This window comes from Streptomyces sp. NPDC091387, assembly GCF_044756945.1.
Lineage (GTDB): Bacteria > Actinomycetota > Actinomycetes > Streptomycetales > Streptomycetaceae > Streptomyces.
In genome coordinates, this window is record NZ_JBIVTZ010000002.1 from 63,817 (window position 1) to 84,075 (window position 20,259).

Below are 20,259 nucleotides of genomic sequence, written 5' to 3' on the forward strand. Positions count from 1 at the left end.
CGCCCGGCCGGGGTCCAGCCGGGACGGGTCAGCCGAGGCCGGGACCGCGTACCGGAATGCTGGTGAACGTCGGCGCGGGGGCCGGCTCGGTGAAGAAATCGTTGCCCTTGTCGTCGACGACGACGAACGCCGGGAAGTCCTCGACCTCGATCCGCCAGACCGCCTCCATGCCGAGCTCCTCGTACTCGACGACCTCGACCTTCTTGATGCAGTCCTGCGCCAGCCGCGCCGCCGGGCCACCGATCGAACCGAGGTAGAACCCGCCGTGCGCGTCGCACGCGTCCGTGACCTGCTTGGACCGGTTGCCCTTGGCCAGCATCACCTTGGAGCCGCCCGCCGCCTGGAACTGCGCGACGTAGCTGTCCATCCGGCCGGCGGTCGTCGGACCGAAGGAACCCGAGGCGTAGCCGGCGGGCGTCTTCGCCGGGCCCGCGTAGTACACCGGGTGGTCCTTGAGGTACTGCGGCATCTCCTCGCCCGCGTCCAGCCGCTCCTTGATCTTGGCGTGCGCGATGTCGCGCGCCACGACCAGCGGGCCGGTCAGCGAGAGCCGGGTCTTGACCGGGTACTTGGTCAGCTCGGCGAGGATGTCGTCCATCGGGCGGTTGAGGTCGATCCGCACGACGTCCCCCGCCTCGTCGAGGTGCTCGTCGGTGGTGTCGGGGAGGAAGCGCGCCGGGTCCTTCTCCAGCTGCTCCAGGAAGACGCCCTCGGCGGTGATCTTCGCGGTGGCCTGGCGGTCGGCCGAGCAGGACACGGCGATCGCGACGGGCAGCGAGGCGCCGTGGCGGGGCAGGCGGACCACGCGCACGTCGTGGCAGAAGTACTTGCCGCCGAACTGCGCCCCGATGCCGATCCGCTGCGTCAGCTCGAAGACCTTCTCCTCCAGCTCCCGGTCACGGAAACCGTGACCGGTGGGGGAGCCCTCTGCGGGCAGTTCGTCCAGGTAGTGCGCGGAGGCGTACTTCGCGGTCTTCATCGCGAACTCGGCCGACGTACCGCCGACGACGATCGCCAGGTGGTACGGCGGGCAGGCGGCCGTGCCCAGGGAGCGGATCTTCTCCTCCAGGAACTTCATCATGGAGGCCTCGTTGAGGACCGCCTTGGTCTCCTGGAAGAGGAACGACTTGTTGGCCGAGCCGCCGCCCTTCGCCATGAAGAGGAACTTGTACGCGCCGCCGTCGGTCGCGTACAGCTCGATCTGGGCCGGGAGGTTGGAGCCGGTGTTCTTCTCGTCCCACATGTTCAGCGGCGCCATCTGCGAGTAGCGCAGGTTGAGCTTGGTGTACGCGTCGAAGATGCCGTGCGACAGCGCCTCCTCGTCACCGCCCTCGGTGAGCACGTTCTGCCCGCGCTTGCCCATGACGATCGCGGTGCCGGTGTCCTGGCACATCGGCAGGACGCCCGCGGCGGCGATGTTCGCGTTCTTCAGCAGGTCGAGCGCGACGAACTTGTCGTTGGACGACGCCTCGGGGTCGTCCACGATCCGCCGCAGCTGCGCCAGGTGCGCGGGCCGCAGGTAGTGCGAGATGTCGTGCATGGCCTCGGCGGCCAGGGTGCGCAGCGCCGCCGGATCGACCTTGAGGAACGTACGGCCGTCGGCCTCGAAGGTGGAAACACCCTCGGAGGTGACCAGACGATACGGCGTGGTGTCCTCTCCCAGGGGGAGCAGATCGGAGTACGCAAACTCTGGCATTACGGCCATTCCTCACTCGGTGACGGCGGCTGACCTCCCTTGGGCAGCGCACCCACCAGGGTAGAACCCCGCCGGGGCGGCGGGCCTGTGAGGTAGGGCTCACTCGAACAGGGTCCCGAACGCCGCCCCGCTTCGTCCCGAACACGGCCCCGTTTCGCGCCTCGCCGTCACCGTGCAAGGCCTAGTCGCGATCTATCGCGTTTGGGTACGCTGGGCCGGTGGACCTCGAAAAGCACCCCCAGCAGCCCACCGCACGGGCGGAACCCGACGTCATCCGTGCCTCCGACGCCGACCGTGACCGGATCGCGGACATCCTGCGGGAAGCCATGGTCGAGGGCCGGCTGACCGCGGAGGAGCACGGCGAGCGGGTCGACGCTGTCTACCGCGCCAAGACCGTCGGCGAACTGGAGCCGCTGGTACGGGACCTGCCCGCGCCGGGCGGGAGCGCCAGGCCCTCCACCGCGCCGTACGCCTACGGCCCCGAGGGGGCGTCGGGCCCGGCCGACAACCTGGTCGCGGTCTTCAGCAGCTCCACCCGCAAGGGGCGCTGGCGGGTCGGCGGCCGGACGAACGCGTTCTCGTTGTTCGGCAGCGTGGAGATCGATTTGACCGAGGCGCTTTTCGGACAGCGTCTCACCGTGATCAACGCGACCTCCATCTTCGGAAGTGTAGAGATCCGGGTTCCCGAGAACATCTCGCTGCGCGGCAGCGGAACGGGCATCTTCGGCAATTTCGAAGTCGTCACTCTGGAATCCGGTGATCCCGAGGCGCCAGTGGTGGTGGTCAACGGTTATTCGGTGTTCGGCAGCGTCGAGGCAAAGCCCAAGCGCGGCAAGTTCATTGCGGATCTCCAGGACCGCCTGCGCAAACACCTCGGGAACTGACGGAGAGCCGGGGGCGGAAGGAACTGATTCCAGCCGAAATCACGGTCGACAGCAATTTCGCGGAACGGACCTGAGTGCCACTCAGTGCATAGGCGCGCGCACAGCGGGTAGGGAGTTCTGCATCGTCTTCTCGCCCGTGAAGCCGTCGTCAGGAGTGGACCGTGCTGCAACTGCCGCATCAGCCCCTGCAGGTCGCCGCCGTGCCTTCCCAGCGGACCCCCGCTCGGGAGGACCAGGCCGGCCCCTGGCATTCGGAGGCGGTGTGCCGCCGGGATGAAGCCGGGCTGTTCTTCGCCCCGTCCAAGGAGCCGACCGCTGCCCGGCTCTCGCGCGAGGAGTCCGCGAAGCGGGTCTGCGCGCGCTGTCCGGTCATGGTCGAATGCCGGGAACACGCCCTGCTGCAACCCGAGCCGTACGGGGTGTGGGGTGGCCTCACGGCTGCCGAGCGCCGCGTGGCACTCGCCCGCCGCCGGCGGCGCGAGGCCGAGCTCAAGGCCTCCGGCGCGGCCGGCCACATCGCCGCTGCCGGCTGACGGAGACACCGCCCCACCGCGCCGGTTGCGACAACGCGTCCGGCTGCCGCACGAAAAGGCGCCCCCACCGCACATGGGGGCGCCCCTTCACCTGAACGCGCCTACGTCACTTCGCGCGGTCGAAGTCGATCGCGCTGTAGGCACGCAGCTTTGACAGCCGGTGGGTCGAGTCGATCTTCCGGATGGTGCCCGACTTGGACCGCATCACGATCGACTCGGTGGTCGCCGTCTCCGCGCGGTACCGCACCCCGCGCATCAGCTCGCCGTCCGTGATGCCGGTCGCCACGAAGAACACGTTGTCGCCGCTGACCAGGTCGTCCGTGGACAGCACCCGGTCCAGGTCGTGCCCGGCGTCCAGCGCGCGCCGGCGCTCGGCCGCGTCCTTCGGCCAGAGCTTGCCCTGGATGACACCGCCGAGGCACTTTATGGCGCAGGCCGAGATGATGCCCTCCGGAGTGCCGCCGATCCCCATGAGCAGGTCGACGCCGGTGCCGTCGCGGGCGGCCATGATCGAGCCCGCGACATCTCCGTCGGAGATGAACTTGATCCGTGCGCCGGTCTCCCGGATCTCCTTGACGATGCCCTCGTGGCGCGGGCGGTCCAGGACGACGACGGTGACGTCCTCCGGGGTGGAGTTCTTCGCCTTCGCGACCCGCCGGATGTTCACCGAGACGGGGGCGTTGATGTCCACGAAGTCGGCGGCCTCGGGGCCGGTGACCAGCTTGTCCATGTAGAAGACCGCGGACGGGTCGAACATCGCGCCCCGGTCGGCGGCGGCAAGGACGGCGATCGCGTTCGGCATGCCCTTGGCGTTCAGGGTCGTGCCGTCGATCGGGTCGACGGCGATGTCGACCTCGGGGCCGGTGCCGTCACCGACCCGCTCGCCGTTGAACAGCATGGGGGCCTCGTCCTTCTCGCCCTCACCGATGACGACGATGCCGTTCATCGACACGGTGGAGACGAGGGTCCGCATGGCCTTCACTGCGGCGCCGTCGGCGCCGATCTTGTCCCCGCGGCCGACCCAGCGCCCGGCGGCCATGGCGGCGGCCTCGGTGACCCGGACGAGCTCCAGCGCGAGGTTGCGGTCGGGGGCCTCCGGGGAGACCTCCAGCTGGGACGGCAGATGATGCTCGGACATCGGAGCGCACCTTTCTGTACGACGACGACCGGATGAGGGTGATGTGACTCTATCGTCAGGTCGACAAAATGAGCAGACCGGGTCACGTATGAGCGGGCGCCCCCGATTCGGTCCCGAGGGGGCTGATGCGACGATGGACCCGTGGCAAGCAAGCGAGGCAAGCAGACCGTGCGGGACATGTTCCTGTCGTTGGTGGTGATCGTCGCCGTGGCCGGCGTCGTCTACCTCTTCATCCCGCACGACGACAAGGCCGACCCGGTCAAGGCGGTCGACTACCGGGTCGAGCTCCTGACCGCACGGCGCGCGGCTCCGTACCCGGTGGCCGCACCCAGCGGTCTGGCCGAGAAGTGGAAGCCGACCTCCGTCAGTTACGAGAGTGAGGCCGGCGACAGCTGGCACCTGGGCTTCCTCGACCCCGAGGGCAAGTACGTCGCGGTGGAGCAGTCCACGGCGCCGGCGGAGAAGTACGTCACCCAGGTCAGCCAGGACGCGAAGAAGACCGGGCGCACGCAGCAGGTCGCCGGTGAGACCTGGCAGCACTGGGAGGGCCCGAAGTACGACGCCCTCGTGCGCGAGGACAAGGGTGCGACCACGGTCGTCACGGGGTCCGCGTCGCCGGAGCGGCTGGCGGAGATGGCGGCGGCGCTCAAGACCTCCTGACCTCCTGACGTACTGGCGGGATCTTCCGGCAGGGCGGCAGGGTCAAGCGGGGCGCGTAGGCACGGGAAAGGCCCTGGAGCAGGTGCTCCAGGGCCTTTCCCCTGTGTTTCCGGCCGGCGCGATGCGGCTCAGACGCTCTTGACGGCCTCGTCGTAGGCCAGGCGCGGCAGACGCGGGAACCAGGCGTCCTCGCCCGGCTTGCCGATGTTGACGACCATCAGCAGGCTGTGGTCGCCGTCCAGGAACTCCTTCTCGATGCCCGCGGCGTCGAAGCCGGTCATCGGGCCCGCGGCCAGGCCGGCGGCGCGGACGCCGATGATGAAGTAGGCGGCCTGCAGCGCGGCGTTCAGCGAGGCGGCCGACTCACGGACCGGGCGCTCGGAGAAGAACGCGTCCTTGGCCTGCGGGAAGTGCGGCAGCAGCGCCGGGAGCTCCTCGTGGAACTCGTTGTCGGCGGCCAGGATCGCGACCAGCGGCGCGGTCGAGGTCTTGGCCTGGTTGCCCTCGGCCATGTGCGTGACGAGGCGCGCGCGGGCGTCGTCCGAGCGGACCAGGATGACGCGCAGCGGCGACTGGTTGAACGCGGTCGGACCGTACTTGACCAGGTCGTAGATCGCCTGGACCTGCTCCTCGGTCACCGGCTCGTCGGTGAAGGTGTTGGCGGTGCGGGCCTCACGGAAGAGGAGGTCCTGGGCGGCGGGGTCAAGAACGAGGGACATCTTGCGTATTACCTTCCGGACGTACAGGGGGGTCGGACAACGTCGACCACCGTACGGGAGAGGTAGGTTAACTTTCAACTAAAACTGGAGTGGAGTGATCCAGTCCACAGTGAACGCGGACTGCTCAGCCCGCGTCGGCCGCTGTGTCCCCGGCGCCGTCGGCGGCCGGTGCCGCCAGCGCGGCGTCCAGCCGGGCGCGTGCGCCCTCCAGCCAGTGCCGGCACACCTTCGCCAGCTCCTCGCCCCGCTCCCACAGCGCGAGGGACTCCTCCAGGCTCGTCCCACCGGCCTCCAGCCGGCGCACCACCTCGATCAGCTCGTCGCGCGCCTGCTCGTATCCGAGCGTCCCCGTGGCCGCAGCCGTCGTCCCGTCGTCCGTCATGTGATCCACCTTATTGCGAGAGCAAGTCCGTCGATATCGCCGAAGTCCTGCCGGCCGCCGGCCACGGCCACCCGGCCGCCGTCACCCGCCGCCGTCACCCGCCGCCGTCACTCGGCCACCCGCACCACGAACTCGCCGCCCGAGACGCGGGCCCGCAGCGCGTCCCCGGCCGCTCCCGCATCGGCGGGATCGCGCACCACGTGCCCGTCCGCCCGCTGGAGCACCGCGTATCCGCGCTCCAGCGTCGCCGCGGGCGACAGCGCGACCACCCGGGCCCTGGTGTGGGCGAGCTCCGAGTCCGCGCGGTCCAGGAGATGCCCCAGGACCCGCCGGCCGCGCCCGATCAGCGCGTCGACCTCCGCCGCGCGCTCGTCCACCATCCGCTGCGGATGCTCCATCGAGGGCCGTCCCAGCGCGTGCGCCAGACCCCGTTCCTCCCGGTCGAGCAGCCCCCGTACGGTGCGCAGGGACCGGTCCCGCAACTGCTGGACCCGGTCCAGCTCCTCGCCCACATCGGGCACGATCCTCTTCGCCGCGTCCGTCGGCGTGGAGGCCCGTACGTCCGCGACCAGGTCGAGGAGAGGGGAGTCCGGCTCGTGCCCGATCGCGGAGACCACCGGGGTGCGGCACGCCGCGACCGTACGGATCAACTCCTCGTCCGAGAACGGCAGCAGGTCCTCCACACTGCCCCCGCCGCGCGCCACGACGATCACGTCGACCTCCGGGAGGCCGTCCAGCTCCTTCACCGCCTGGACCACCTGATTCACCGCGTGCACCCCCTGCACCGCGGTGTTGCGGACCTCGAAGCGGACCGCGGGCCACCGACGCCGCGCGTTCTCCAGGACGTCGCGTTCCGCCGCCGACGCCCGGCCGCAGACGAGCCCGATCAGCTGCGGCAGGAAGGGCAGCGGCTTCTTGCGGTCGAGGGCGAAGAGACCCTCCCCGGCCAGCGACTTCTTCAGCAGCTCCAGCCGGACCAGCAGTTCGCCGATGCCGACCGGCCGTATCTCCGTGGCGCGCAGCGAGAGCTGCCCGCGGGGGGCATACCACTCGGGTTTGGCGAGGACGACGACCCGCGCCCCCTCCGTGACCACGTCCGCGATCCGGTCGAAGACCTGCCGGAAGCACGTCACGCTCACCGAGATGTCGTGCGAGGGGTCGCGCAGCGTCAGGAACACGACTCCGGCCCCCGGACGCCGCGACAGCTGGGTGATCTGCCCCTCGACCCATACGGCGCCGAGCCGGTCGATCCAGCCGCCGATGAGCCGTGACACGTCACCGACGGGCAGCGGAGCTTCCGCGGATGTTTGGAGAGCCATACGGGCGAGCGTATCCGCCACGACCGACAACGCGGCCGCTCCGCACGGGAACGGCCGGGCTCCTCCGCCGCCCGGAGAGACCTCCCCCTCCGTAACCTCACACCGCTCTGCGGTGCCTCTGCTGTACGGCGAGCACCACCAGCCCCACCACGAGCCAGCAGGCCCCCACCACCTGTGCGCTCGGTGTCGCCTCCACGATCACCGCGATCAGCACGCCGGCGCCCACCACCGGGATCAGGACGTGCCGCCACCAGCTCGGCGCCCCCTCCCTGCGGCGCACCACGAACCAGCCGACCACCGAGGCGTGCAGCAGTACGAACGCGGTCAGCGCGCCCACGTCCACGACCGACACCAGTTGGTCCAGGCCGTCGTCGCGCCGGGCCGCCCAGACCGCTGCCACCAGTGTCACGACCGCCGCGATCAGGATCGCGATCCGCGGCACCCCCGAGCGCGGATCGACCTTGGACAGCAGTGCGGGCAGCCGCCGCTCCCGGGCCATCGCGAACAGCAGCCGGCCCGCGGCCGCCTGCCCGGCCAGCGCCGCGAAGGCCGCCCCGATCGCCTTGCTGGCCGCCACCAGGTCGTGCAGCCAGGACCCGACCGCGGAGTCCACCGTGTCGTAGAAGGCCGAACCCTGAGCGGCCGGATCGGCGGCCAGCTCCGCCGACGTCATCGGCTCCAGCAGGGCCGCCAGGTACGCCTGCGCCACGAACAGGAACCCCGCCAGCACCAGGCAGAACAGCAGCGCCCGCGCCACCTTCGCCGAGCCGCCCGTCACCTCCTCCGCGAACGTGGCGATGGCGTCGAAGCCCAGGTAGGACAGCACGGCCACGGACACCGCGCCCAGCACCGCCGCCGCGGAGAAGCCCGCGTCGCCGTTGAGCGGGGTCAGCCAGCCGCGCTGCGCCCCGTCCTGCACGAGCACCACCACCGCGGACACCAGGAACACCAGCAGCACCACGATCTCCATGGCGAGCACCGCGAAGCCGACCCGGGCCGCCGCCCGTACGCCCCAGAGGTTCAGCAGCGTCGTGAGGAGCACCGCCAGCGCCGTCCACACCCACCGCGACACCTCGGGCACCAGCGAGTTCATCGCGATCCCCGAGAAGAGATAGGCGACCGCCGGGATCAGCAGGTAGTCCAGCATCGCCATCCAGCCCGCGATGAACCCCGGCCCCTCCCCGAGCCCTTTGCGCGCGTACGCGAAGACCGAACCCGCCAGGGGGGCGACCCGCACCATCTGGGCGTAACTGAAGGCGGTGAACGCCATCACCACGGTCGCCGCGATGTAGACCAGCGCCACCGCGCCGTGCGATTTCGCGTCGAGCGTGCCGAAGACGCCGACCGGGGCCATCGGGGCGATGAACAGCAGCCCGTAGACCACCAGATCCCGGAAGCCCAGCGTCCGCCGCAGTCCGACCCGGCCGGTGCTGCCGGAAGCGGGGCCGCTGCCGGAAACCGTGCCGCTGCCGGGATCGCTGCCGCTGTCGCCGCCGGCCATGAGTCCTCCGTTGTTCGTGTGGTGATCAGTCTCCCGACCCTGTCGGCCCCGCGCCTGTTCGGTACGGCCTTACGATGGGACGCATGACTGCTACGACACCCCGACGCGTCCTGCTCGCCGCTCCCCGTGGCTACTGCGCGGGCGTGGACCGTGCCGTGATCGCCGTGGAGAAGGCCCTAGAGCAGTACGGCTCACCGGTCTACGTACGCCACGAGATCGTTCACAACAAATACGTCGTACAGACGCTGGAGAAGAAGGGCGCGATCTTCGTCGAGGAGACCGCGGAGGTCCCCGAGGGATCGATCGTGATGTTCTCCGCACACGGCGTCGCACCGGCCGTGCACGACGAGGCGGCCGAACGGAAGCTCGCCACGATCGACGCGACCTGCCCCCTGGTCACCAAGGTCCACAAGGAGGCCGTCCGCTTCGCGCAGGACGACTTCGACATCCTCCTGATCGGCCACGAGGGCCACGAGGAGGTCATCGGCACCTCCGGCGAGGCCCCCGAGCACATCACGCTGGTCGACGGCCCCGAGGACGTCGCGAACGTCGAGGTGCGCGACCCGTCCCGGGTCGTCTGGCTCTCCCAGACCACGCTCTCGGTCGACGAGACGATGGAGACCGTCGGCGCGCTCAAGGAGAAGTTCCCGCTCCTGGTCTCCCCGCCCAGCGACGACATCTGCTACGCCACGCAGAACCGCCAGATCGCGGTGAAGCAGATGGGCGCGGACGCCGACCTGGTGATCGTCGTCGGCTCCAAGAACTCCTCCAACTCGGTCCGCCTGGTCGAGGTCGCCCTCGGCGCGGGTGCGAACGACGCCCATCTGGTCGACTTCGCCGACGAGATCGAGGAGTCCTGGCTGGACGGCGTCTCCACGGTCGGTGTCACCTCCGGCGCGTCCGTTCCCGAGGTGCTGGTCGACGGCGTCCTGGCCTGGCTGTCCGAGCGGGGTTTCGAGGACGTGGAGATCGTGAAGGCGGCCGAGGAGTCCATCATCTTCTCGCTGCCCAAGGAGCTCCGCCGGGACCTGCGCGCGGAGGCGGCGGCGATGTCCGCCGAATGACGGCTCCAGGGCCCGGCATCCGATCGGGACGCCCGAACGGGACGCTGACGGGTTTCCGCTCAGGTTTTCGCTCGGGTTTCCGCTCCGGGGAGTGAGCCGGGCCGCCTGCCCGTACCGTGGATCACATGGAGATCTTCGGCGTGGACATCGGCGGATCCGGGATCAAGGGTGCTCCCGTGGACCTGGACCGCGGGGACCTGGCACAGGAGCGCCACAAAGTACTCACACCGCACCCGGCCACACCCGAGGACGTGGCCGGGTGCGTGGCCGAGGTGGTCGGCCACTTCGACTGGTCGGGCCCGGTGGGCATCACGTTCCCGGGCGTGGTCACCAGCGGCGTCACCCGTTCCGCGGCCAATGTCGACAAGGGCTGGATCGACCTGGACGCCCGTACGCTGCTCAGCGACAAGCTGGGCCTGCCGGTCACCCTGCTGAACGACGCGGACGCGGCCGGCATCGCGGAGATGGCCTTCGGCGCGGGGCGCGGCCGCAAGGGCACGGTCATCGTGCTGACACTCGGTACGGGCATCGGCAGCGCGCTGTTCATCGACGGCAGGCTCGTCCCCAACACCGAGCTCGGCCACCTGGAGCTGAACGGTCACGACGCGGAGAAGCACGCGTCGACCAAGGCCAAGGAGGACGAGGACCTGAGCTGGCACCACTGGGCGCACCGGGTGCAGAAGTACCTGGTCCACGTGGAGATGCTGTTCTCGCCCGAGCTGTTCATCATCGGCGGCGGTGTCAGCCGCAAGGCCGCCAAGTTCCTGCCGCTGATCGAGCACGTACGGGCCGAGATGGTGCCCGCGGAGCTGCAGAACAACGCGGGCATCGTGGGCGCGGCGATGGCGGCGGGGAGCAGCTGACCGCAGGCCCTTTCTGCGACGTCCCCGGGGCGTCGGTCAGCGCTGCCGACGCCGGGGCGCCTGTCCGGCGGGCCGGGGCGCCTGTGCCGCCGGCCGGGGGGACTGCGGTTGCCCGGCCGCCCGTGAGGTCTGTGCGGCCAGCAGCATCCGCCGCTGCCGGGCCCGCATCAGCCGGACCTTCCGTACGGTCGCGATGAGCCCGGCGACGAGCGTGCCGCCGTACAGCCAGCCGGCGTGGACGGCGAGCGCGGTGACGACGGCCATCATCTGCCCGCCGAAGCCGCCCGTGCCGCCCGAGATCGGGATGATGCCGACGGCGAACGCGATCGGCACGCTGATCGGCGCGGTCACCAGGTCCGCGGGCCGCACCCAGAACGCTGTCAGCGCGCTGACCGGCAGGAACAGCACACCGAACACGACGGCTGAGGCATCGAACAGCAGCCGGTCCGCACAGGCCAGTACGAACATGGCGGCGGCCGCGAAGAGCCCGCCGCCGATACCGGTCAGCCGGGGATTCGGCAGCCGCCGCAGGGCGAGCACGGCAGGTGCCACCGGGCGGGCCCGGCCTGCGGGCGTGCTCATCACTCGATAGACGGCGGCGCCGTCGCCGACTGTTCCCTTGGCTCCCTTGGTCCCCAGCGGGGACAGCGGGGCCTGCTGGGTCTGGCTGCGCTGCGGGGGACGTGTCCTGTGCTGCTCCACCGGGACAACGTAGGTCGCCGGGCGGCAGGAAGCACGTGCGGGACACGCCCTTTGGCCGACCTTGGCGATGAGTTCGATGCCACACGGCCCAACGGGAACCGGATCGGCACCCGGCGGGACCCGTGGTTACGCGCTCGCCCCCGCCCGTAAACTGGAGAATCGGCCCACCGGGGCCGGACCTCATTACGAGCCCGCCCACCCCTCAGGAAGTCGCCAACGTGTCGCTCACGATCGGAATCGTCGGCCTGCCGAATGTCGGCAAGTCGACCCTGTTCAACGCCCTGACCAAGAACGACGTGCTGGCGGCCAACTACCCGTTCGCCACGATCGAGCCGAACGTCGGCGTCGTAGGCGTCCCCGACGCACGCCTGAACACGCTCGCGGAGATCTTCAGCTCCCAGAAGCTGCTCCCGGCGACGGTCGACTTCGTCGACATCGCGGGCATCGTGCGCGGCGCGAGCGAGGGTGAGGGCCTGGGCAACAAGTTCCTCGCGAACATCCGTGAGTCGGACGCGATCTGCCAGGTCATCCGCGCCTTCAAGGACGAGAACGTCGTCCACGTGGACGGCAAGGTCTCGCCCAAGGACGACATCGAGACGATCAACACCGAGCTGATCCTCGCCGACCTCCAGTCCGTCGAGAAGGCCGTCCCGCGCCTCACGAAGGAGGCCCGCCTCCAGAAGGAGAAGGTCGCGGTCCTGGCCGCCGTCGAGGAGGCCCAGAAGATCCTCGAAGCGGGCGACACCCTCTTCCACGCGGGCATCACGGCCGGCACCGAGAAGGGCCGCCTCCTCCACGAGCTGCACCTCCTCACCACCAAGCCGTTCCTCTACGTCTTCAATGTCGACGAGGACGAGCTGGTCGACGAGGACTTCAAGAACGAGCAGCGCGCCCTGGTGGCCCCCGCCGAGGCGATCTTCCTCAATGCCAAGATCGAGTCCGAGCTGATCGAGCTCGACGACGACGAGGCCCTGGAACTCCTCCAGTCCATGGGCCAGGAAGAGCCCGGCCTCGCCACCCTCGGCCGCGTCGGCTTCGACATCCTGGGCCTGCAGACCTACCTCACGGCAGGCCCGAAGGAAGCCCGCGCCTGGACGATCAAGAAGGGCGCCACGGCCCCCGAGGCGGCCGGTGTGATTCACACCGACTTCCAGAAGGGCTTCATCAAGGCGGAGATCATCTCCTTCGACGACCTGGTCGAAACGGGCTCGGTCGCCGAGGCCCGCGCCAAGGGCAAGGCCCGTATGGAGGGCAAGGACTACGTCATGCAGGACGGGGACGTGGTGGAGTTCCGCTTCAACGTCTAATACGTTCGGCGAAAGGCCGTCTGACCTGCGGCAGAGTGGGTTGGGCGGCCTTTGCGGTCCGCACAGAGTCCGCAGAGTTTGACGCGTATTCGGTACAGCCCTGGCGGATCCGGTTACGCTCCGACACGTGGTCGCCGGGACGGCGAGCCGACCAGGCAGAGTATGGAAACGAGTAGTGATCGAGTGGGGTTGAGTGCGGTCGGCGCGCGGGAGCAGGAGCTTCCGATGCAGTTGACACTGGGGGAGCTGGGGTCGTATCTGGCGAAGGCGGCTGATCTGCTGCGGGGCAGCATTGATCAGGCGGACTTCAAGGCGTACATCTTCCCGTTGATGTTCTTCAAGCGGATCAGCGATGTGTACGACGAGGAGTACGCCCGCGCGCTGGACGAGTCTGGTGGTGACCACACGTATGCGGCGTTCGAGGAGAACCACCGGTTCACCATCCCTGATGGCTGCCACTGGGTAGACATACGCGAACGCACCGAGAACGTCGGTGAGGCCCTCAGAACCGCCTTCCGCGGTATCGAGCAGGCCAACCAGGGCACGCTGTACGGCATCTTCGGTGGCGCGACCTGGACCAACAAAGACAAGCTGCCGGACAGCAAGCTGATTGACCTGATCGAGCACTTCTCGATCAAGACCCTTTCGATCTCCCAAGCCGCTCCTGACGTGTTGGGGCAGGCGTACGAGTACTTGATCAAGCGGTTCGCTGACCAGTCCAACAAGAAGGCTGGCGAGTACTACACCCCGCGCGAAGTGGTCGCCCTACTGGTCAAGATCCTCGACCCCCAAGAGGGAGAGACGGTCTACGACCCGGCCTGTGGCACTGGCGGCATGCTGATCGAGGTCATCCAGCACATCAAGGCCCGCGGCGGTGACCCGAAGACCGTGCTCGGAAAGCTGTACGGCCAGGAGAAGGTGCTCACCACCTCCGCTATCGCCCGGATGAACCTGCTGCTGCACGGTATGGAGGACTTCCACGTCGAGCGCGGCGACACGCTCCGCGACCCGGCGTACTTCGATCACGGCCGGTTGGCGCGATTCGACTGCGTGATCGCCAATCCGCCGTTCTCGTTGAAGAACTGGGGCCACGAGCAGTGGGCCTCCGATCCGTGGGGTCGTAATGAGTTGGGCGGCGTGCCGCCGAAGGGGTACGCCGACTGGGCCTGGGCCCAGCACATGCTCACCTCCGCTGCACCCACCGGAGGAAGGGTCGCGGTCGTCCTCCCGCAGGGCGCGCTGTTCCGTCAGGGTGCTGAGGGCCGCGTCCGCGAGCATGTCCTCAAAGCCGGCTTCGTGGAGGCCATCATCGGTCTGGCACCCAACCTGTTTTACGGCACCAACCTGGCCGCGTGTGTACTGGTCCTGCGTCGCCAGCGCCCCGCCGAGCAGCAGGACAAGGTGCTCTTCGTCAATGGAGAGTCGCTCTTCAAGCGCGGCCGCAACCAGAACACCCTCGAGCTCGACCACGCTGAGACCGTCTTGAAGGCGTATCAGGAGTACGCCGACCAGTCCGGCCTGGCCGCGGTCGTGACCTTGGACGACATCAAGGCCAATGGCTGGAACCTGAACATCCCGCTGTACGTCGAGCCGGCCGAGGCCGGCGAGCAGATCACCCTGGAGCAAGTCTTGGCCGACCTGGAGACCGCGCACGCGAAGGCCCGCGAGACCCGCGCAGTGTTGGAGGCCGAGCTGGCGAAGTGGGGGCTGGACGCATGACCGCGACGAGCCCGAAGCAGATCACCCAGCGGGAACTGGAGTCCTACCTGTGGGGCGCTGCAGTGCTGCTGAGGGGGCTGATCGACGCCGGCGACTATAAGCAGTACATTTTCCCGCTGGTCTTCCTCAAGCGTCTCTCCGATGTCTACGACGAGGAGCACGCCACGGCCATGGAGGCGTACGGCGACGAGGAACTCGCTGACCTCCCGGAGAACCACCGCTTCGCCATCCCCGATGGCGCCCACTGGGCCGACCTGCGCAAGGTCACCAGCAATGTCGGCACCATGCTCAAGGCTGCGATGCGGGCCATTGAGTCCGCCAACCCCGACACCCTCCCCGGCGTCTTCGGCGACGGGGAGTGGACCAACAAGGACCTGCTCCCTGACGCGACCCTCTCAGACCTGATCGAGCACTTCTCGACCAGCACGCTGTCGGTGGCGAACCTGCCGGAGGACGAGCTCGGGCAGGGCTATGAGTACCTGATCAAAAAGTTCGCCGACGACTCCGGCCACACCGCCCAGGAGTTCTACACCAACCGCACCCTGGTGCACCTAATGACGATGATGCTCCAGCCCGAGCCGGGGGAGTCGGTCTACGACCCCACCTGCGGCACCGGCGGCATGCTCATCTCCACGGTCGCTGAGCTCAAGCGCCAGGGCAAGGAGTGGCGCAACCTTCGTTTGTACGGCCAGGAGCTCAACTACGGCACCTCGGCGATTGCGAAGATGAACCTCTTCCTCCACGGCATCGCCGACGGCAACACTGCCCACGGCGACACCCTCGCCAAGCCAGCCTTTCTCGACGCCGACGGCCAGCTGCGGACCTTCGACGTCGTCCTGGCCAACCCGCCGTACTCCATCAAGACCTGGAACCGGGCCGCTTTCACCAAAGACTCCTACGGTCGCAGCATGTGGGGCGTACCGCCGCAGAACGCTGCGGATTACGCGTTCATCCAGCACATCGAGGCGAGCCTCGATCCCAAGACCGGCCGTGCCGCAATCCTGCTGCCTCACGGCGTCCTGAACCGGATCGGTGAGGCCGCAGTTCGCAAGGCAATGATCGAAGCCGACGCCGTCGAGGCGGTGATCGGCCTCGCCCACGGGCTCTTCTACAACTCGGGCATGGAGGCAGTAGTCCTCGTTCTCCGAAAGCAGAAGCTGGCTGACCGCAGGCAGAAGGTGCTCTTCATCGACGCGAAGAAGGAGTTCTACCGAGCAGGCGCCCAGTCCTTCCTCTCTGAGACGCATCAGCAGAGGATCTTGCGCGCGTTCCAGAACTTTGCCGATGTGCCGGGCTTCGCCCGAGTCGCCACCCTCGACGAGATCCGCGCCAACAACGGCAACATGGCCATCCTGCAGTACGTCACGCCTGCGCCAGGTGGTGGTTCGACTCCTACTGACTCGGTCGCAACGGCGCTCGCAGGGTGGCGAGAGGCCGAAACAGCGGCGGACGTCGCTGTCGAGGACGTTCTCCGCCTGCTGCGTGCGGAGGTTGCCCGGTGAGCCTCAACCTGGACAAGAGCACCTGGAAGCGAGTGCGACTCGGCGACGTCATCCGTCGCTCCCGTACCCAGGCCGACCCTGCGAATGGCGATGTCGACCGCTATGTTGGCGGCGGACACATCGACAGTGACAGTCTCACCATCGACCGATTCGGTGAAGTCGATGACGGCCAGATGGGTTCGACGTTCACTTACCTTTTCAGGCCCGGTCAGATTCTTTTCGTATCGGCACGCCCCTACCTTCGCAAGTCCGGCGTCGTGAGTTTCTCGGGTGTCGTCGCCGACAAGACCTACGTTCTCGACGCCGTCCTTGAGAACGGGCTGCTGCAGGAATTTCTACCCTTTGTCCTTGCGTCTGACCACTTCATCGCCTACGCGACCGCCGAGGCCACCGGATCGATGAACCCGCGTCTGCTCTGGGGTCAGATGCAGCGGTACGAGTTCGACCTCCCACCCCTCGACGAACAGCAGTGCCTCGCCGACATGCTCTGGGCTCTGGAGCGACACGGTCAGAAGGTCATCGATGGGCGGGCCCGTGCACTGCATCTTCATGAAGCTGCGCGGACTGCCCTGTTGACCACTGGCCCCGACGGGGACTGGCGAGGTGCTGTCTGGGACGCCCAATACCTGGACCGGTGGACTCACGGGGTTCCGGATGGCTGGTCACGGGAAACCATTGCGTCGGTCGGCCGAGTACGGTCCGGAGCGACGCCCAATCGAGCAGAGCAGACACGCTACTTCGACGGCGGCACGGTTCCGTGGGTCAAGACGCTGGACCTGAACGAGGAGATCCTCAGCTCTACCGACGAGTGCATCACGACTGTAGCGGTGGCGGAGACATCGGCCAAGCTCGTTCCCGCAGGCACGGTTCTCGTGGCGATGTACGGGGGTTTCGGGCAAATCGGGCGCACTGCGAGGCTTGAGATGGCCGCAGCCACGAACCAGGCTGTGAGCGCCGTTCTGGATCTCCGCAGCGACGTTCGTCCAGATTTTCTGCATGAGGTGCTCAAGGCCGGGCGGCCCAAGTGGCGGAGGGTGGCTGCGAGCTCCCGAAAAGACCCGAATATCACGAAGCGCGATGTCGAGGGGTTCGACTTCCCGCTGCCTCCGCCCGAATGCCAGTCGAGGATTCTGTCGATCCTGGCCACTGTGCGGAGCGGGACCGACGCACTGGACGCCGAAGCACGTGCCATCCACGATTTGAGGTCCTCTCTTCTTGCCGAGACATTCGGAGGTGCCGTGTGACCTTCAACGAGGCGAACACCGTCCGCGACTTCGTCCGGGATCTGGTGGAGTCGGTCAATGTGCGGTTCGCGCCAGGAAGTCATCTACCGCGGCGCACCGATGAGGTGTTGCTGGAGCAGCAGGTGAGGGAGGCGTTAATCCGCCTCAACCCGACCATCGAGGCGGATCCGCGTCTGGCCGATGAGGTGATCTACCGGCTGCGCGCGATCCTGGTCTCCGCGCGCAACACGCCGAATCCGGTGGTGGCGAACGAGGAGTTCGCGGCATGGCTTACGGGGCAGAAGTCGATGCCGTTCGGGCCCGACGGCGAGCATGTGACCGTCAAGCTGATCGACTTCGGTCACCCCGGCGAGCACAGTGCGAACAACTGGATCGTCTCCACCGAGGTGCCCTACCGGGTCGGGCGACTGGAGCGGCGCTTCGACCTGGTGATCTGGTGCAACGGGTTCCCCCTCGTCGTGGGGGAGGCGAAGTCGCCGGTGCGGCCGGCGTACTCCTGGATCGATGCTGCCGCGCAGATCAAGGAGGACTACGAGGTCAACGTGCCGGCGTTCTTCGTGCCGAACGTGCTCAACTTCGCCACCGAGGGTAAGGACTTCCGCTACGGCTCGGTCGGGATGCCGGTGGAGCTGTGGGGGCCGTGGCGGGCTGATGAGTCCAGTGATGATCATACGCCGGTGAAGGTAGGCCTCTCGGCGGTCAAGGAGGCGGTCGAGGGCGTTCTGGATCCGGACGCGATCTTGGACTTCCTGCGGTTCTTCACGCTGTTCGCGACCGACAAGAAGCACCGCAAGATCAAGGTGATCGCGAGGTACCAGCAGCTCCAGGCGGCCAACCTGATCGTGGAGCGGGTGCTGCACGGGCAGATCAAGCAAGGGCTGATCTGGCACTTCCAGGGGTCGGGGAAGTCGCTGCTGATGGTGTTTACTGCGCAGAAGTTGCGCGCAACGGCGGGGCTGACCTCGCCGACGGTGATCATCGTGGTCGACCGGATCGACCTGGACACCCAGATCACCGCGACGTTCAACGCCTCGGACGTACCGAACCTCGTCTCAACGGAGTCCCGCAAGGAGCTGCAGGAGCTCCTGGCTGCGGGCGCGCGGAAGATCATCATTACCACGATCCACAAATTCGGCGAAGCCCCCGGTGTGCTGGACACGCGAGACAACATCATCGTGATGGTCGACGAGGCCCACCGCTCCCAGGAGGGCGACTACGGCCGCAAGATGCGCGAGGCGCTGCCCAACGCGTTCCTGTTCGGGCTGACCGGGACGCCGATCAACAAGCGTGACCGCAATACGTTCATGTGGTTCGGGGACGAGGCCGATGAGCACGGTTATCTCTCGCGTTACTCCTTTTCCGACTCCATCCGCGACGGCGCCACCTTGCCGCTGCACTTCGAGCCACGCCTCTCGGAGATCCACTTGGACGAGGAGGCGATCACCACGGCCTTTACCGAGCTTGCTAACCGCCACGGGCTCACCGAGGAGGACCGCACCACCCTGTCGAAGAAGGCCGCCTCCCTGGAAGTCCTGATCAAGGCCCCCGCCCGGGTCGGCAAGATCGCCGCCGACATTGCCGAGCACTTCACCGCTAAGGTCGCCCCACAGGGCTTCAAGGCGCAGGTCGTGGTCTACGACAAGGCCACTTGTGTGGCGTACAAGAAAGAGCTCGACGGCCTGCTTGGCTCAGACGTGTCCACGATCGTGATGTCCACTGGCCGCAGCGACAAGCCGACGTGGAAGCAGTGGACCCCGGGCCGTGAGGAGCTGGAGCGGATCACCGCCCGCTTCAACGAACCGGCCGACCCGCTGAAGATCATCATCGTGACCGCGAAGCTGCTCACCGGCTTCGACGCCCCGATCCTCTACGCCCAATACATCGACAAGCCGCTGCGCGAGCACACCCTGCTTCAGGCGATCTGCCGCACCAATCGGGTCTACCCGCCCGCGAAGACCCACGGCCTGATAGTGGACTACCTAGGTATCTTCGACGACGTTGCCAAGGCCTTTGAGTTCGACGACAAGTCTGTCCAGCAGGTCATCTCCAACATCGCTGTACTCCGCGAGCAGTTCGGCCCCGCGATCGAGGCTGCTCTGGCGTTCTTCTCGGGTGTCGACCGCACCGTCGGTGGCTATGAGGGCCTGATCCAGGCGCAGGCCGCGATCGACTCCGATGAGTCCCGCGACGCCTTCGGAGCCGCGTACAGCGTCGTTGCGCAGTTGTGGGAGACCTTGTCCCCGGACCCGAGCCTGTCCGCATACGAAGCGGACTACCGCTGGCTGACCGACGTTTACCAGTCCGTGCAACCCACGGACGTCACCGGCCGACTGGTTTGGCATACGCTGGGTGCCAAGACCCTTGACCTCATAAACGAGCACGTTACCGTCGAGGTCCCCCGTACCGACCTGGACACCATCGTCCTCGATGCGAAGGTTATCGAGGACCTGATGACCGGCAACCGCAAGGACATCGACCCCGTCGAGGTCGAGAAATGGATCACCGCCCGCATTGCCAAGCACGTCGGCAACCCAGCCTTCGTCGAGCTTGGCCAGCGGTTGAATGCCCTGCGCGAGAAGTACACCCACTCTCAGCAGGCATCTCTGGACTTCCTCAAGGAGCTCTTCGCGCTGGCGCGTGACACGGTCGCAGCGGAGAAGGTCGCCGCTGAGGTGCCCCGGGAGGAGCGTGGAAAGGCCGCCTTGACCGACCTCTTCGAGTCGCTCAAGGGTGAGGAGACCCCGATCATCGCCGAAAAGGTCGTCGACGAGGTCGACTCCGTTGTCCGTACCGTTCGCTTTGACGGCTGGCAGGACACCAACGAAGGCGATCGCCTCGTTCAACAGGCGCTTCGTAAGGCGCTCTACATCAAGTTCAAGATCCGGGACCAGGATGTCTTTGGGAAGGCACTGGGATACATCCGGGAGTACTACTAGAAGCGCCGGAGCTCTGGCGGTCTCATCGACCGGCCGCCGGCCCCGTTGCCATGTACACCAGCGGCTTCAGTCAGCGGCGGGGGTAGCCGC

The 20,259-nt window shown here is 67.7% G+C and carries 17 protein-coding genes; 10 read left to right on the forward strand and 7 right to left on the reverse strand.

The window, feature by feature from the left end:
* Positions 1-28 precede the first annotated feature (28 nt).
* A complete protein-coding gene (locus ACIQM0_RS04550; protein ID WP_401283523.1) occupies positions 29-1,696 on the reverse strand; it encodes a fumarate hydratase in 1,668 nt (555 codons plus the stop codon).
* A gap of 218 nt (positions 1,697-1,914) precedes the next feature.
* Here ACIQM0_RS04550 and ACIQM0_RS04555 point away from each other — a divergent pair, with 218 nt between their 5' ends.
* Together ACIQM0_RS04555 and ACIQM0_RS04560 are read left to right on the forward strand one after the other, a co-directional pair.
* Entirely contained in the window at positions 1,915-2,580 is a 666-nt protein-coding gene (locus tag ACIQM0_RS04555) for a DUF1707 domain-containing protein (protein WP_363027451.1), read from the forward strand.
* 161 nt (positions 2,581-2,741) lie between these two features.
* Positions 2,742-3,113, forward strand: coding sequence for a WhiB family transcriptional regulator (locus tag ACIQM0_RS04560; RefSeq protein WP_123461359.1), 372 nt, complete (start codon positions 2,742-2,744; stop codon positions 3,111-3,113).
* A 106-nt stretch (positions 3,114-3,219) separates the two neighbouring features.
* Here the strand turns inward: ACIQM0_RS04560 and glpX are convergent, their stop codons facing one another.
* Positions 3,220-4,251 (reverse strand): class II fructose-bisphosphatase, encoded by a 1,032-nt coding sequence (gene glpX, locus ACIQM0_RS04565; protein ID WP_401283526.1) that lies wholly within the window; start codon positions 4,249-4,251, stop codon positions 3,220-3,222.
* Between the two features lie 141 nt (positions 4,252-4,392).
* Between glpX and ACIQM0_RS04570 the strand changes: the two genes are divergently transcribed.
* Positions 4,393-4,911: a DUF4245 domain-containing protein gene (locus ACIQM0_RS04570; RefSeq protein ID WP_363027457.1), complete on the forward strand. Its 519-nt coding sequence runs from the start codon at positions 4,393-4,395 to the stop codon at positions 4,909-4,911.
* Positions 4,912-5,039: 128 nt separating this feature from the next.
* Here ACIQM0_RS04570 and ACIQM0_RS04575 read toward each other — a convergent pair whose 3' ends face one another.
* The 4 genes from ACIQM0_RS04575 to ACIQM0_RS04590 form a co-directional block, all read right to left on the reverse strand.
* Entirely contained in the window at positions 5,040-5,630 is a 591-nt protein-coding gene (locus ACIQM0_RS04575) for a malonic semialdehyde reductase (RefSeq protein WP_385027220.1), read from the reverse strand.
* A 124-nt stretch (positions 5,631-5,754) separates the two neighbouring features.
* Entirely contained in the window at positions 5,755-6,012 is a 258-nt protein-coding gene (locus ACIQM0_RS04580; RefSeq protein WP_401283529.1) for an exodeoxyribonuclease VII small subunit, read from the reverse strand.
* A 107-nt stretch (positions 6,013-6,119) separates the two neighbouring features.
* Positions 6,120-7,331, reverse strand: a complete 1,212-nt coding sequence (gene xseA, locus ACIQM0_RS04585) for an exodeoxyribonuclease VII large subunit (RefSeq protein ID WP_363027461.1) — start codon at positions 7,329-7,331, stop codon at positions 6,120-6,122.
* 97 nt (positions 7,332-7,428) lie between these two features.
* Positions 7,429-8,832: an APC family permease gene (locus ACIQM0_RS04590; RefSeq protein ID WP_401283530.1), complete on the reverse strand. Its 1,404-nt coding sequence runs from the start codon at positions 8,830-8,832 to the stop codon at positions 7,429-7,431.
* A 74-nt stretch (positions 8,833-8,906) separates the two neighbouring features.
* On the opposite strand from ACIQM0_RS04590, the gene ACIQM0_RS04595 reads away from it, so the two are divergent.
* Together ACIQM0_RS04595 and ppgK are read left to right on the forward strand one after the other, a co-directional pair.
* Positions 8,907-9,896: a 4-hydroxy-3-methylbut-2-enyl diphosphate reductase gene (locus ACIQM0_RS04595; protein WP_401283532.1), complete on the forward strand. Its 990-nt coding sequence runs from the start codon at positions 8,907-8,909 to the stop codon at positions 9,894-9,896.
* 125 nt (positions 9,897-10,021) lie between these two features.
* A complete protein-coding gene (ppgK, locus tag ACIQM0_RS04600; protein WP_401283534.1) occupies positions 10,022-10,759 on the forward strand; it encodes a polyphosphate--glucose phosphotransferase in 738 nt (245 codons plus the stop codon).
* A 36-nt stretch (positions 10,760-10,795) separates the two neighbouring features.
* Here the strand turns inward: ppgK and ACIQM0_RS04605 are convergent, their stop codons facing one another.
* Complete coding sequence (locus ACIQM0_RS04605; RefSeq protein ID WP_401284144.1) at positions 10,796-11,341, reverse strand: DUF6542 domain-containing protein; 546 nt, start codon at positions 11,339-11,341, stop codon at positions 10,796-10,798.
* A gap of 338 nt (positions 11,342-11,679) precedes the next feature.
* On the opposite strand from ACIQM0_RS04605, the gene ychF reads away from it, so the two are divergent.
* The 5 genes from ychF to ACIQM0_RS04630 all read left to right on the forward strand — a co-directional run bounded on the left by ychF (position 11,680) and on the right by ACIQM0_RS04630 (position 20,169).
* Entirely contained in the window at positions 11,680-12,768 is a 1,089-nt protein-coding gene (gene ychF / locus ACIQM0_RS04610; protein ID WP_123461369.1) for a redox-regulated ATPase YchF, read from the forward strand.
* Between the two features lie 225 nt (positions 12,769-12,993).
* Positions 12,994-14,487: an N-6 DNA methylase gene (locus ACIQM0_RS04615; protein ID WP_401283536.1), complete on the forward strand. Its 1,494-nt coding sequence runs from the start codon at positions 12,994-12,996 to the stop codon at positions 14,485-14,487.
* Positions 14,484-15,989 carry an N-6 DNA methylase gene (locus ACIQM0_RS04620; protein ID WP_401283538.1) on the forward strand — a complete coding sequence of 502 codons (1,506 nt, stop codon included), beginning with the start codon at positions 14,484-14,486 and terminating at the stop codon, positions 15,987-15,989. The genes ACIQM0_RS04615 and ACIQM0_RS04620 overlap by 4 nt, the downstream gene beginning before the upstream one ends.
* Positions 15,986-17,233, forward strand: coding sequence for a restriction endonuclease subunit S (locus tag ACIQM0_RS04625; RefSeq protein ID WP_401283540.1), 1,248 nt, complete (start codon positions 15,986-15,988; stop codon positions 17,231-17,233). The genes ACIQM0_RS04620 and ACIQM0_RS04625 overlap by 4 nt, the downstream gene beginning before the upstream one ends.
* Positions 17,230-20,169, forward strand: coding sequence for a type I restriction endonuclease subunit R (locus ACIQM0_RS04630; protein WP_401283542.1), 2,940 nt, complete (start codon positions 17,230-17,232; stop codon positions 20,167-20,169). Before ACIQM0_RS04625 ends, ACIQM0_RS04630 begins: the two co-directional genes overlap by 4 nt.
* Positions 20,170-20,259 lie beyond the last annotated feature (90 nt).

What these genes read in the sequence shown, in the direction of transcription:
- ACIQM0_RS04615 (WP_401283536.1), top strand. Translation starts at nt 12,994, where the DNA reads ATGCAGTTGACACTGGGGGAGCTGGGGTCGTATCTGGCGAAGGCGGCT.
- ppgK (WP_401283534.1), top strand. Translation starts at nt 10,022, where the DNA reads ATGGAGATCTTCGGCGTGGACATCGGCGGATCCGGGATCAAGGGTGCT.
- ACIQM0_RS04620 (WP_401283538.1), top strand. Translation starts at nt 14,484, where the DNA reads ATGACCGCGACGAGCCCGAAGCAGATCACCCAGCGGGAACTGGAGTCC.
- ACIQM0_RS04590 (WP_401283530.1), bottom strand. Translation starts at nt 8,832, where the DNA reads ATGGCCGGCGGCGACAGCGGCAGCGATCCCGGCAGCGGCACGGTTTCC.
- ACIQM0_RS04605 (WP_401284144.1), bottom strand. Translation starts at nt 11,341, where the DNA reads ATGAGCACGCCCGCAGGCCGGGCCCGCCCGGTGGCACCTGCCGTGCTC.
- xseA (WP_363027461.1), bottom strand. Translation starts at nt 7,331, where the DNA reads ATGGCTCTCCAAACATCCGCGGAAGCTCCGCTGCCCGTCGGTGACGTG.
- ACIQM0_RS04550 (WP_401283523.1), bottom strand. Translation starts at nt 1,696, where the DNA reads ATGCCAGAGTTTGCGTACTCCGATCTGCTCCCCCTGGGAGAGGACACC.
- ACIQM0_RS04595 (WP_401283532.1), top strand. Translation starts at nt 8,907, where the DNA reads ATGGGACGCATGACTGCTACGACACCCCGACGCGTCCTGCTCGCCGCT.
- ACIQM0_RS04580 (WP_401283529.1), bottom strand. Translation starts at nt 6,012, where the DNA reads ATGACGGACGACGGGACGACGGCTGCGGCCACGGGGACGCTCGGATAC.
- glpX (WP_401283526.1), bottom strand. Translation starts at nt 4,251, where the DNA reads ATGTCCGAGCATCATCTGCCGTCCCAGCTGGAGGTCTCCCCGGAGGCC.
- ACIQM0_RS04575 (WP_385027220.1), bottom strand. Translation starts at nt 5,630, where the DNA reads ATGTCCCTCGTTCTTGACCCCGCCGCCCAGGACCTCCTCTTCCGTGAG.